Genomic DNA, 11,397 nt, shown 5'->3' with positions numbered 1-11,397 from the left:
CGCTTCCTTTGTACTCACCGCAGAACATTCTCTGGGGTTTTCCTCCGGGCTTCCCTTCGGTCTTGCGTTTCCGACTCTATCAGACTCTTTCGTGCCCGATTCCCGGCCGGCGGGGTTCGCTTTCCAGTTCCACGCTTTCGCGTTTCCCTTTCCGGCGTTGCCACTACTTTAGCCGATTTCCCCAGTGACTCATAATCGGGCCTCGGGTTCGAATTTCGGCATGCCGAAAACCAAACCCGTTGGGGATTGCTCGTAGGTAGTGGTTGGCCACTTCGGGCTGCTCGGGAACGGTCTGCACGACCGTTCCGACAACAGTGCCCGTGTCAAGCGGCTCGGGCTACGTTAGGCGTCCGGACGGGCCGAGTCAAGTTCGACGGCGGCGTGGTGCGTGGGCCCGGTACGGGCTCACGGTCGGGTCGCCGTCGATCCAGAAGCGCCACGGCTGATGGGCTCCCGCTCCGCCAACTCCGGTGCGCGGGCCGCTTCGTACCTGCTCGGGGAGGGGTGGAGTGCCTGCCAGAACCGACAGCGGGGCATCCCCGGCGGCACAGACATCCGCACCGTTGAGCGTGCGGTCGATGGCCAGGCCGGTGGCCAGGCGGGCCGGGCCTTTGGCCAGTTCCTTGTCATGACGGGCCGAGATGCGACGCTTACGTGCGAGTTCGGCGCCCACCTGTACCTCTCCCGCGCGGAGCAGAACCCCACTGGCAAGCCCCTCCGGACCGCACACCAGATTCGCGCAGTGCCACATGCCGTAGGTGAAGTAGACGTACACATGTCCGGGGGGTCCGAACATCACGTCGTTCCTGGCGGTCCTGCCGCGGTAGGCGTGCGATCCCGGGTCGACATCACCGGCGTACGCCTCCACCTCCGTGAGACGGAGCTCCATGGGACCGTCCGGGGTGCGACGGACCAGGGTGCGTCCCAGGAGTTCGGGGGCCACCTCCAGCACGGGACGGTCGAAGAAGTCACGCGGAAGCGGCATACGGTCGGGGCTGGAGATCATGTCGTACGAGCGTACCGGGGAACCGATCCCGGTCGTCGCGCGTATGCGCCTATGCAGGGATCACGTCCAGAAGGAGTGCACATGGGGTTCAAGAGGCTGCTCGCGAGCATGGGGGCCGGCGGCGCTTCGGTCGAGACCGAACTGACCGAGGTGAACGTCGTGCCGGGCGGCGTCGTGCAGGGAGAAGTACGGGTCCAGGGCGGCTCGGTCGACCAGCAGATCGAGGGGCTCTCGGTCGGCCTGCAGGGACGTGTGGAGGTGGAAGGCGGCGAGCAGGAGGTCAAGCAGGACATCGAGTTCACCAAACTGCGACTCGGCGGAGCCCTGGAGGTCAAGGCCGGCGCGGTGCATGTGGTGCCGTTCGGTCTGGAGGTTCCCTGGGAGACGCCGATCTCGAGCGTCTCGGGCCGGCAGCTGCGCGGCATGCACATCGGAGTGACGACAGAGCTCGAGATCGCGCGGGCGGTGGACTCGGGCGACCTGGACCCGATCAACGTCCATCCGCTGCCGGCCCAGCAGGCGATCCTGGACGCCTTCATCCAGCTCGGTTTCCGGTTCAAGAGCGCGGACCTGGAGCGCGGGCACATCCGCAACACCCGTCAGCGGCTGCCCTTCTACCAGGAGATCGAGTTCTACCCGCCGCAGCAGTACCGCGGTCTGAACCAGGTCGAGCTGACCTTCATCGCTGACGACCGCGAAATGGACGTCATCCTGGAGATGGACAAGGAGCCCGGCCTCTTCAGCGAGGGCAGCGACTCCTACCGGGCCTTCCAGGTCGGGCAGCACGACTTCCAGGGCACCGACTGGGCCGGTTACCTCAACCAGTGGCTCGCCGACGTCGGCGGCAGGCGCAACTGGTTCTAGCCAAACCTCTAGGGTCGTATCCGGAACTGGACAGCCGATGCAGGAGGTGCCGTCGTGACCGGGCTCAGCAAGCCGCCGCTTCCCCATGATTTTCATCCGCCGGTGCCCTCGTTCACCGTGGTGAGCGAGGACATCGCGCCGGGGGGACCTTTAGAGGACGCTCAGGTGTACGCGGCCGGGAACACCTCGCCGCACCTGCGGTGGGAGGGGTTCCCCGCGGAGACCAAGAGCTTCGCCGTGACCTGCTTCGATCCGGATGCCCCCACCGGCAGCGGATTCTGGCACTGGTCGCTGTTCGACATCCCGGCATCGGTCACGGAGCTCCCCGCGGGTGCCGGCAGTGGAAAGTTCGACGGTCTGCCCGCGGGCGCCGTCCACGCGCGCAACGACTACGGGGCGAAGGAGTTCGGAGGCGCGGCCCCGCCGGCCGGGGAGAACCATCGCTATGTGTTCACCGTGTATGCGGTGGATACCGAGAAGCTGGGCATCGACGGAGACACTCCGCCGGCCGCGGTGGGCTTCAATCTGCGCTTCCACACGCTGGCGCGCGCACAGCTCATCGGTGAGTACGCCACTCCTGCGGAGAGCTGACACCGCACTGATTGTTTGCCCTGCCCCGGTCTTGGAGAGATCTGGGCAGGGCCCTTTTTTATTGCGTTGTCCATCCGGGCGTGCCCGGCCAGAGTTGATCCCAGCCTGCCAGGGGGTGGGCCGGCACACGGAGGTGGGCACCATGCGGGACACATTGGTACTGAACGCGAGCTTCGAGCCGCTGTCGACGGTGACGCTCAACCGCGCCGTGGTGCTCGTGCTGCAGGACAAGGCTGTGGTCGAGCAGGCCCATCCCGGACTCCGGGTGCGCGCGGCCGCCGTCGAGCTACCGGTGCCCCGGGTGATCAGGCTCTGCCGCTACGTAAGGGTGCCCTTCCGAAGACAGGCGCCGTGGTCCAGACGGGGGGTGCTGATCCGGGACCAGCACCGGTGCGCGTACTGCGGTCGGCGGGCGACCACCGTCGACCACGTGGTGCCGCGCGCCCAGGGTGGCCAGGACACCTGGCTGAACACGGTCGCGTCCTGCGCGGCCGACAACCATCGCAAAGCGGCTCGCACACCGGAGCAGGCGGACATGCCCCTGCTGCGCAGACCCTTCGTGCCGACGCCTGCCGATGCGATGCTGCTCGCCCTCGGCGCCGGTGACCGGCACGCCCTTCCGGACTGGCTTCCGCAGACGGCCCAGCACGCGGCGTGAGCAAGGGCGTGGTCGCCCGGCACCCCCGCGAGCCCGCCCCTGTTCCTCCGGGGGCGGGCTCAGCGCTGTCGTCGGAGCGGTCAGGCGGTCGGCGGTGCCTGGCGCGGTACCTGGGGGTCTTCCTTGCCGGTGTTGAAGCCGACCGCGTCGCCGCTCAGATTGCCGAAGGCTCCGCTGAGCCCCTTGAGAGCGTCGCCGATCTCGCTGGGCACGATCCAGAGCTTGTTGGCGTCTCCCTCCGCGATCTTCGGCAGCATCTGGAGGTACTGGTACGCGAGGAGCTTCTGGTCGGCGTCGCCCGCGTGGATGGACTCGAATACCGTACGGATGGCCTGGGCCTCACCCTCGGCGCGTAGCGCGGACGCCTTCGCCTCACCTTCGGCCCGGAGGATCGCGGACTGCTTCTCGCCCTCGGCGCGCAGGATTTCGGACTGCCGGACACCCTCGGCCTGGAGGATCGCCGCGCGCTTGTCACGGTCGGCGCGCATCTGCTTCTCCATCGAGTCCTGGATGGAGGTCGGCGGCTCGATCGCCTTGAGTTCCACGCGGTTGACACGGATGCCCCACTTGCCGGTGGCTTCGTCGAGGACCCCGCGCAGTGCCGCGTTGATCTCCTCACGGGACGTCAGCGTCCGCTCCAGGTCCATGCCGCCGATGATGTTGCGGAGCGTGGTGACGGTGAGCTGCTCAATTGCCTGGATGTAGCTGGCGACTTCGTAGGTCGCCGCGCGGGCGTCCGTCACCTGGTAATAGATGACCGTGTCGATGTTCACGACCAGGTTGTCCTGGGTGATCACCGGCTGGGGCGGGAAGGGCACGACCTGTTCACGGAGGTCGATCCGGTTGCGGATCGTGTCGATGAAGGGGACCACGATGTTCAGACCGGCGTTGAGGGTGCGGGTGTAGCGCCCGAATCGTTCGACGATGGCGGCGCTGGCCTGCGGGATCACCTGGATCGTCTTGATCAGGGCGATGAAGACGAGCACCACCAGAATGATCAGGACGATGATGACGGATGGCATCGTGCTCCCCGTGCCCTTCGGTTGCCGACGGTTCCCGATGAACGGGAGTTCCCGGTGATCGAGTTTCGCAGACCGCGGCCTGCCGCGTGCGGGATTCGGTCACAGAACGACGGCTGTCGCACCGTCGATCTCCACCACGTCCACCTGCTGGCCCGGTTCGTAACTGGTCCCCCCGTCGAGCGACCGGGCCGACCAGACCTCACCGGCGAGCTTTATCCGGCCGCCGCTGCCGTCCACCCTTTCCAGCACGACGGCCTGACGGCCCTTCAGCGCGTCAACGCCGGTGGCCTGTCCGGGCCGCTGGGAGAGGTGACGGTTCGCTATCGGCCGTACGACGGCGATCAGCGCGACGGACACCACGACGAAGACAAGGACTTGGCTCACCACTCCCCCGCCGAGCCCTGCGACGCCGGCAGCAGCCAGCGCACCCACGGCGAACATCCCGAACTCGGGCATCGCCGTGAGAACGAGCGGGATTCCCAGCCCGGCCGCGCCGATCAGCCACCACACCCATCCCTCAATGTCCACCCGGCCATGGTAAGTCGGCGCTTCCGCCGGGGACAGTACGCAAGAGGGGGCGCGGTCAGCCGAGCGGCAGGCCCTGCGCCGTCCAGCGGTTGCCGCGCTGTTCGACGAGGAGCGGCAGACCGAAGCAGAGGGACAGGTTGCGCGAGGTGAGCTCGGTGGCCATGGGGCCCGCGGCGAGTACCTTGCCCTGACGGATCATCAGGACATGGGTGAAGCCGGGCGCGATCTCCTCGACATGGTGCGTCACCATGACCATGGAGGGGGCATACGGGTCCTGAGCCAGCCGGCCGAGACGGCGGACCAGGTCCTCGCGGCCGCCGAGGTCGAGACCGGCGGCGGGCTCGTCGAGCAGCAGGAGTTCGGGGTCGGTCATCATCGCGCGAGCGATGAGTGTGCGCTTGCGCTCGCCCTCGGAGAGCGTGCCGAACCTGCGGTCCAGGAATTCGGTCATCCCGAGGCGATCGAGGAAGGCGCGGGCGCGCTGCTCGTCGACCTCTTCGTAATCCTCGTTCCAGGTGGCCGTCATGCCGTATGCGGCGGTGAGCACGACCTGGAGAACCGTCTGCCGCCTGGGCATCTTTTCGGCCATCGCGGCACCGGCCATGCCGATGCGCGGGCGGAGCTCGAAAACGTCCGTGCCGGGCTTACCGAGCCGCTCGCCCAGGATGGCCGCGGTACCGGTGGTCGGGAAGAGGTAGCTGGCCGCGATGTTGAGCAGGGTGGTCTTCCCCGCGCCGTTGGGACCGAGGACGACCCAGCGCTCCCCCTCCTTCACCGCCCAGGAGACGTCCTCGACCAGAGCGTGTCCGTCGCGGACCACGGATACGTCCAGCAGCTCCAGTACATCGCTCATGAGCGCGTTGTCTCCCCATGCAGTCTCGGTTCGCGCGTGCGTCTGTGGACGCAGCTCCCAGGGAAAACCTACGCCACCTCGCACATGCTTCCATCCGGAGGTCCACTGTCCGGCACCCTCCTAAGCTGAGCTCATGCTCACAGAACCACGCTCGGGATTGCTGGCCTCATGGGGAAATGCGCTTTTGGCCGGAATTGTTTCGCCGGATGACGCTGCGCTCGCCATCGTGGGCGACGACGCGGTGCACCGTGTCGAGGGGCTGCCCGGAGAAGCGGGGCCGGTCGGGCTCACGCTGGCGCTCGGCCGGCTGAGGGGGCTCGGTGCGACCGGGTTCCGGGTGGCGCTGCCCGCCCCGGGCCATCCGCTGGGGCTCAGCGGCCCTCCGGAGTTCAACGCCCGGGCGCTCGACGCCCAGGAAGCGGTGGTCGCTTTCGGGGTGTCGCTCGGGCTGGTGCCCGAGGTGTACGAGGCGGGGCCGGACGGCGATCTGCATGTGGAGGTGGTCTGGCACTGCCTGGCGGTGCGCGAGGCGCCGCCCGCCGATGTGCCGTCACTGGGTGAGGCGGAGCGGGAGCTCGCGGAGGCGCTCCGGGATGCGACCAGGGTGCTGTCGGGTCTCGATGTGGCGGGCTCCGGTCCGGCCGCCGAAGCGGCCCTGGACGCCTATCGGGCGCGGGCCGAGCGCGGTTCGCGGGACGTATTGGCCCCTGGGTACCCCGCCCGCGCGGCGCGGGTCCTGCAGTTGGCGCGGCGGGTCGGGCTGCTGGTCTCGCTGGCGTACGAGCACGGGCCCGGCGGCGCGGTGAGCGCCTCCGAGATGGCAGCCAGGGTGGCGGCCCTGCGGCCGGTGGAGCGGGTGGCCCGCCGGGCGCAGGTGGCGGCGTACAACGCGTATGTGGAGGAGCGGGAGCGCAGCTGACGTGCTCGACACCACTCCTGGCCGGTGTGGTGGACGCGCTCAGCCGGCCGCACCATGGCGTACGGCCCAGAGCGCGGCCTGGGTACGGTCGGCGAGGTCCAGTTTCATCAGGATGTTCGACACATGCGTTTTGACGGTCTTCTCGGAGAGGACCAGGGCGCGGGCGATCTCCCGGTTGGAGCGTCCGTCGGCGATGAGACCGAGCACCTCACGCTCGCGTTCGGTCAGCGTGCCGCCCCTCCCCTGGCCGCCACCCGGCTCCTGGGACAGCAGTACCCCGGCCACCTCGGGCTGGAGCAGCACGTGTCCGGCGTGCACGGACCTGATGGCACCGGCCAGTGCGCCGGGATCGACGTCCTTGTAGACGTACCCGGACGCACCCGCGCGCAGCGCCGGCACCACGGTGCGCTGTTCGGTGAAGCTGGTGACCACCAGCACCTTGGCCGGGTTGGCGAGTTCGCGGAGCTTGCGCAGCGCCTCGATACCGTCCATGCCCGGCATCTTGATGTCCATCAGGACGACGTCCGGGCGGAGTTCCTCGGCGGAGGCCACCCCTTCCGCGCCGTCCGACGCCTCACCCACCACCTCGATGTCGTCCTGGATCTCCAGGAAGGTGCGCAGGCCGCGGCGGACCACTTGGTGGTCGTCGACCAGCAGGACGCGGATGGCCGCCTTCGGCAGGCCTGCGGTGTCAGCCACCGGGCACCTCCATTTCGATTGTGGTGCCCTCGCCGGGCGCCGACTGAACCGTGAGTCTGCCGCCGACCCCGCTCGCCCGGTCGCGCATCGAGACCAGCCCGAGGTGCCGGCCGGCCCGCCGGACCGTACGTGGCTCGAAGCCCCGGCCGTCATCGGTGATTCGCAGCACCGCGCCCTGGCCCTGCCGGTGCAGTACTACATCGACCCGGTCCGCCGCCGCGTGACGCAGCGCGTTGTGCAGCGCCTCCTGGGCCACCCGCAACAGTGCTTCCTCTTGGGCCGCGGGGAGCGCCCGCGGCTGCCGGCTCTCGAAGGTGACCTGGGGCGCGTGGGCCCGGTTCAGGACCTGGATGTGGGTACGGAGCGTGTTGACCAGTCCGTCCTCGTCCAGGGCGGCGGGGCGCAGTTCCACGACGGCTGCGCGCAGTTCGTCGGCCGCCTCCGCCGCGAGGTCCGCCACCTGGTGCAGCTCGTCCTTGGCCCGGGCCGGGTCCCGGTCCACCAGGGTGGCGGCGGCCTGGGCCGTCAGGCGCAGCGAGAAGAGTTTCTGGCTCACTGCGTCATGCAGCTCGTGGGCCAGCCTGGAACGTTCTTCCGCGATGGTGAATTCACGGCTGCGTTCGTAGAGCCGGGCGTTGGTGAGGGCGATCGCCGCGTGCTGGGCCAGGATGCCGAGGAGTTCCTCGTCGTCCTCGGTGAATCCGCACCCGCCGGCCGGCTTCGGGCACCGCTTGTTGGCCAGGAAGAGCGCACCGATCGTCTCGTCCCCGTCGCGGATCGGCAGGCCGAGGAAGTCCGACATGTCCGGGTGGGCGGACGGCCAGCCTCCGAAGCGCGGGTCCTCCCGCACATCGTCGAGGCGCTGCGGCTTCTCGTCGAGCAGCATCGCCGCGAGGATGCCGTGCTGGCGTGGCAGCGGGCCGATGGCCTTCCACTGGGCGTCGCTGACTCCGTCGACCACGAACTGGGCGAAGCCCCCGTGGTCGTCGGGCACGCCCAGCGCGGCGTATTCGGCGTCCAGCAGTTCGCGGGCCGAGGCGACGATCGTCTTGAGGACGTCGCGGACCTCCAGGTGGCGGCTCATGGCGAGCAGCGCGGCGCTCACTGCGGCCAGGCCTGACGCGGGGCGATGGGACATGGCCACACCGTACCGGCGGCAGCAGGTGGTCCGTATCGGGCTGCGGACGGCAGTTGACCAGGTCGAAGGGACTAGGTCGAAGTGCCTTGGCCCGCTCGGGCCGGCGGACGACGCGCCGGATGGGGGCGCGTTCCTACGTTGGTGGCACCGAACGGACGAGGGGCCCAGCAACGAGGGCCGAACCGACGAGGGGCTGTGCCATGCCGGTAGCAATCATCACGGGTGGATCGAAGGGGCTGGGCCGGGCGCTCGCCGCGACGCTGGCGGAGCGGGGGTGGGACCTGGTCATCGACGCCAGGACGGCGGGGGCCCTGCAGGAGGCCGGGCGGGAGTTGGCGAAGCACGGCGCGCAGGTGGTGGCAGTGACAGGGGATGTCACAGAGGCGGCGCACCGCGCCGCTCTGGTGGCCGCGGCGCGCGATCTGGGCGGGCTCGATCTGCTGGTGAACAACGCGAGCGCACTGGGCGCCGAGCCGCTGGTCGGCCTGTCCGAGCTGACCGTGGAGGGGTTGCGGGCGGCGCTGGAGACCAATGTGGTGGCGGCGCTGGGGCTCGTACGGGAGGCGCTGCCCCTGCTGCGGGCCGCCGGGGCGGGGGCGGTGATCTCGGTGAGTTCCGACGCGGCGGTCGAGGCCTACCCGACCTGGGGTGGGTACGGAGCGTCCAAGGCGGCGCTCGACCAGCTCTCCGCGGTGCTCGGCGTCGAGGAGCCCGGGCTGCGGGTGTGGGCGGTGGACCCGGGTGACATGGACACCGATCTGTACGCGGCCGCTGCTCCGGACGATCCCGGGGAGCGGCCGGATCCGGCAGACGTGGTCCCCGGCTTCCTCCGGCTGCTGGACGAACGGCCGGCGAGCGGCCGGTACGCGGCCACCGAACTGCTCGGAACTGTGCGGATCGGAGATGTGCGATGAGCGTGCGGCAGGCGCTGCGGGTGCCGGACGAGCTGCTCGCATCGGTGCCCGCGGAGGAGCGCGGGGCCGGGCGGGACGACGTACGGCTGATGGTGTCGCGGGGCAGCGCGGTGTCCCACCATTCCTTCCGGCAGTTGCCGGACCAGCTGCGGGCCGGGGACGTGCTGGTGGTGAACACCTCGCAGACGCTGCCCGCCGCGATCGACGGGACGCTGGACGGTACGCCCGTGGTGGTGCACTTCTCCGTCCGCGGGGACGACGGCCGCTGGGTGGTGGAGCTGCGCGATCCGCTGCCCGGCGGAAGTACCCGCCGCCGGCCCGGTGGGCCGGCCGGGACGGTGGTGCGACTCGCGGGTGGCGCCCGGCTCGGGTGGGAGGAGCCGCTGCAGTACGGCGAGGACCGGCTGTGGTGGGCGCGCCCGTCGGCCCGGGACGTGCCGGGGCTGCTGCGCCGGCACGGCCGGCCGATCCGGTACGCCTACACCCGGCGCGACCAGCCGCTCGCCGCCCATCAGACGGTGTTCGCGCGGCCGGCCGCGGACGGCGCGGGATCGGCGGAGATGCCGAGCGCCGCGCGGCCATTCACCGCGGAGCTGGTCGCCGAGCTGGTGAGCCGGGGGGTGCAGTTCGCTCCGCTGGTGCTGCATACCGGGGTGGCGTCGACCGAGGCGGACGAGACCCCCTATCCGGAGCGCTACGAGGTCGGCGCCGCCACCGCTCTCCTGGTCAACGCGGCGAAGGCGGGCGGCGGGCGCATCGTCGCCGTGGGCACGACCGCGGTCCGCGCCCTGGAGACCGCGACAGGGCCCGACGGGCTGGTGCGGGCGGCGGCCGGATGGACGGATCTGGTGGTGACACCCGAGCGCGGGGTACGGGCGGTGGACGGGTTGCTGACCGGCCTGCACGAGCCGGCCGCATCGCACCTGCTGATGCTGGAAGCGATCGCCGGGCACGAGGCGTTGACCCGCAGCTACGCCGAGGCGCTGCGGAATCTCTACCTCTGGCACGAGTTCGGGGACATCCACCTCATCCTCCCGGATGAGGACGCTCACCTTCCGCATTGCTGATGCAACGCATCGTGAAATCGATGTCCTGCGTGTGTGACCCCGCGCATAGGACGCAGATCACTTACGACCCTCGCTAGTTGATATATAAGTGGCAGAAGGGCCGGTTATACGCGGACATTCGACCCACCCGGCGGCCCGCGCTCCACTATGCGGGGCCGTACGTCACACCTTTGCCACAAAATTTTGCGGCCGCTAAGAATTGCTCCCGTCGCCGCCCCAGGGCGTATCGCCGCCCCCGGCAACCGCGACTCCAGCCATTCGAAGAGGACGCCAACATGTCTGAGCCCCGCAACGGTCTCCGTCGCCTGACCCGGACCCACAAGTACTCGATCGGCGGTGTGGCCGCCGTGGGCGCCGCTGCTGTCGCCTTCTCGCTGGTGCCCGGAAACGCAACCGCCGAGTCCGCCCCGCACTCCGTCGACACCGCTCCGGTGGCGCTCGCCTCGCAGGTCAAGGATGTGCGAGCCGGCCTCGACCTCCAGCAGACGCACGCCGAGCAGGCCGCCAAGGCCGCCGCTGCCAAGGCGAAGGCTGCCGCAAAGGCCAAGGCCGCCGCCAAGGCGAAGGCCGCCAAGGCCGCCGAGATCAAGCGCCAGGCCGAGGCTGCCGCCAAGGCGAAGGCCGCCGAGAAGGCCGCAGCGGCGAAGGCGAAGGCGAAGCGCACCGCCGAGGCCGCCGCCAGTCGCTCGACCGCCCGCCCGACGCTCTACGCCAACAACCTGAACGGCTGGATCAACCACGCCCTGGCGATCATGAAGGCGCATGGCATCCCCGGTACGTACAACGGTCTGTACCGCAACACCATGCGTGAGTCGAGCGGCAACCCCATGGCGATCAACAACTGGGACATCAACGCCCAGAACGGCATCCCCTCGAAGGGTCTGCTCCAGACCATCCAGCCGACCTTCGACGCCTACCACGTGGCCGGCACGTCGAACAACATCTACGACCCGGTCGCCAACCTCGTCGCTGCGGCGAACTACGCCGCCGACAAGTACGGTTCGATCGACAACGTGAACAGCGCCTACTGATCGTGCGCGAACGCCGGAGGGCGGGGGGCCCCGCCCGGGGGGCACCACCGACCAGCACCGGTATTAAAAAAATTAAAAAAAAAAAAAAAAGACAAAAAAAGATATTG

At 69.4% G+C, this 11,397-nt stretch carries 13 protein-coding genes; 7 read left to right on the top strand and 6 right to left on the bottom strand.

What is annotated here, in order from left to right; genetic code table 11:
• Positions 1–364: 364 nt before the first annotated feature.
• Positions 365–1,006, bottom strand: coding sequence for a DNA-3-methyladenine glycosylase (locus tag AB0M87_RS32870; RefSeq protein ID WP_365859496.1), 642 nt, complete (start codon positions 1,004–1,006; stop codon positions 365–367).
• Positions 1,007–1,087: 81 nt separating this feature from the next.
• Between AB0M87_RS32870 and AB0M87_RS32865 the strand changes: the two genes are divergently transcribed.
• The 3 genes from AB0M87_RS32865 (at position 1,088) to AB0M87_RS32855 (ending at position 3,119) form a co-directional block, all read left to right on the top strand.
• The gene (locus AB0M87_RS32865; protein WP_365859494.1) at positions 1,088–1,870 is read left to right on the top strand and encodes a sporulation protein; all 783 of its coding nucleotides are present in this window, start codon (positions 1,088–1,090) and stop codon (positions 1,868–1,870) included.
• A gap of 54 nt (positions 1,871–1,924) precedes the next feature.
• Positions 1,925–2,461, top strand: coding sequence for a YbhB/YbcL family Raf kinase inhibitor-like protein (locus AB0M87_RS32860; protein ID WP_365859492.1), 537 nt, complete (start codon positions 1,925–1,927; stop codon positions 2,459–2,461).
• Positions 2,462–2,603: 142 nt separating this feature from the next.
• Positions 2,604–3,119 carry an HNH endonuclease gene (locus tag AB0M87_RS32855; RefSeq protein ID WP_365859490.1) on the top strand — a complete coding sequence of 172 codons (516 nt, stop codon included), beginning with the start codon at positions 2,604–2,606 and terminating at the stop codon, positions 3,117–3,119.
• Between the two features lie 80 nt (positions 3,120–3,199).
• Here AB0M87_RS32855 and AB0M87_RS32850 read toward each other — a convergent pair whose 3' ends face one another.
• The 3 genes from AB0M87_RS32850 to AB0M87_RS32840 all read right to left on the bottom strand — a co-directional run bounded on the left by AB0M87_RS32850 (position 3,200) and on the right by AB0M87_RS32840 (position 5,522).
• A complete protein-coding gene (locus AB0M87_RS32850) occupies positions 3,200–4,141 on the bottom strand; it encodes an SPFH domain-containing protein (RefSeq protein ID WP_365859488.1) in 942 nt (313 codons plus the stop codon).
• 99 nt (positions 4,142–4,240) lie between these two features.
• Positions 4,241–4,669, bottom strand: a complete 429-nt coding sequence (locus tag AB0M87_RS32845; RefSeq protein WP_365859486.1) for an NfeD family protein — start codon at positions 4,667–4,669, stop codon at positions 4,241–4,243.
• Between the two features lie 55 nt (positions 4,670–4,724).
• Positions 4,725–5,522, bottom strand: coding sequence for an ABC transporter ATP-binding protein (locus tag AB0M87_RS32840; RefSeq protein WP_365859484.1), 798 nt, complete (start codon positions 5,520–5,522; stop codon positions 4,725–4,727).
• 133 nt (positions 5,523–5,655) lie between these two features.
• On the opposite strand from AB0M87_RS32840, the gene AB0M87_RS32835 reads away from it, so the two are divergent.
• Positions 5,656–6,441, top strand: coding sequence for a hypothetical protein (locus AB0M87_RS32835; RefSeq protein ID WP_365859482.1), 786 nt, complete (start codon positions 5,656–5,658; stop codon positions 6,439–6,441).
• A 39-nt stretch (positions 6,442–6,480) separates the two neighbouring features.
• Here the strand turns inward: AB0M87_RS32835 and AB0M87_RS32830 are convergent, their stop codons facing one another.
• Positions 6,481–7,140 (bottom strand): response regulator transcription factor, encoded by a 660-nt coding sequence (locus tag AB0M87_RS32830; RefSeq protein ID WP_365859480.1) that lies wholly within the window; start codon positions 7,138–7,140, stop codon positions 6,481–6,483.
• Positions 7,133–8,278: a GAF domain-containing sensor histidine kinase gene (locus AB0M87_RS32825; protein ID WP_365859478.1), complete on the bottom strand. Its 1,146-nt coding sequence runs from the start codon at positions 8,276–8,278 to the stop codon at positions 7,133–7,135. Before AB0M87_RS32825 ends, AB0M87_RS32830 begins: the two co-directional genes overlap by 8 nt.
• A gap of 200 nt (positions 8,279–8,478) precedes the next feature.
• Between AB0M87_RS32825 and AB0M87_RS32820 the strand changes: the two genes are divergently transcribed.
• From AB0M87_RS32820 to AB0M87_RS32810, 3 genes are all read left to right on the top strand, one after another.
• Entirely contained in the window at positions 8,479–9,192 is a 714-nt protein-coding gene (locus AB0M87_RS32820) for an SDR family oxidoreductase (RefSeq protein WP_365859476.1), read from the top strand.
• Complete coding sequence (locus AB0M87_RS32815; protein ID WP_365859474.1) at positions 9,189–10,259, top strand: S-adenosylmethionine:tRNA ribosyltransferase-isomerase; 1,071 nt, start codon at positions 9,189–9,191, stop codon at positions 10,257–10,259. Before AB0M87_RS32820 ends, AB0M87_RS32815 begins: the two co-directional genes overlap by 4 nt.
• A gap of 275 nt (positions 10,260–10,534) precedes the next feature.
• On the top strand, positions 10,535–11,290 hold the full coding sequence (locus AB0M87_RS32810) for a transglycosylase SLT domain-containing protein (RefSeq protein WP_365859472.1): 756 nt from the start codon (positions 10,535–10,537) through the stop codon (positions 11,288–11,290).
• Positions 11,291–11,397: the final 107 nt, after the last annotated feature.

The organism is Streptomyces sp. NPDC051320 (assembly GCF_040682175.1).
Taxonomy (GTDB): Bacteria; Actinomycetota; Actinomycetes; order Streptomycetales; family Streptomycetaceae; genus Streptomyces.
This window is presented reverse-complemented; position numbering and strand designations above follow the sequence as displayed.

Excerpts from the sequence above, each read along its gene's own strand:
- AB0M87_RS32850 (WP_365859488.1), bottom strand. The coding sequence starts at position 4,141 with ATGCCATCCGTCATCATCGTCCTGATCATTCTGGTGGTGCTCGTCTTC.
- AB0M87_RS32815 (WP_365859474.1), top strand. The coding sequence starts at position 9,189 with ATGAGCGTGCGGCAGGCGCTGCGGGTGCCGGACGAGCTGCTCGCATCG.
- AB0M87_RS32870 (WP_365859496.1), bottom strand. The coding sequence starts at position 1,006 with ATGATCTCCAGCCCCGACCGTATGCCGCTTCCGCGTGACTTCTTCGAC.
- AB0M87_RS32855 (WP_365859490.1), top strand. The coding sequence starts at position 2,604 with ATGCGGGACACATTGGTACTGAACGCGAGCTTCGAGCCGCTGTCGACG.
- AB0M87_RS32835 (WP_365859482.1), top strand. The coding sequence starts at position 5,656 with ATGCTCACAGAACCACGCTCGGGATTGCTGGCCTCATGGGGAAATGCG.
- AB0M87_RS32840 (WP_365859484.1), bottom strand. The coding sequence starts at position 5,522 with ATGAGCGATGTACTGGAGCTGCTGGACGTATCCGTGGTCCGCGACGGA.
- AB0M87_RS32820 (WP_365859476.1), top strand. The coding sequence starts at position 8,479 with ATGCCGGTAGCAATCATCACGGGTGGATCGAAGGGGCTGGGCCGGGCG.
- AB0M87_RS32810 (WP_365859472.1), top strand. The coding sequence starts at position 10,535 with ATGTCTGAGCCCCGCAACGGTCTCCGTCGCCTGACCCGGACCCACAAG.
- AB0M87_RS32865 (WP_365859494.1), top strand. The coding sequence starts at position 1,088 with ATGGGGTTCAAGAGGCTGCTCGCGAGCATGGGGGCCGGCGGCGCTTCG.
- AB0M87_RS32825 (WP_365859478.1), bottom strand. The coding sequence starts at position 8,278 with ATGTCCCATCGCCCCGCGTCAGGCCTGGCCGCAGTGAGCGCCGCGCTG.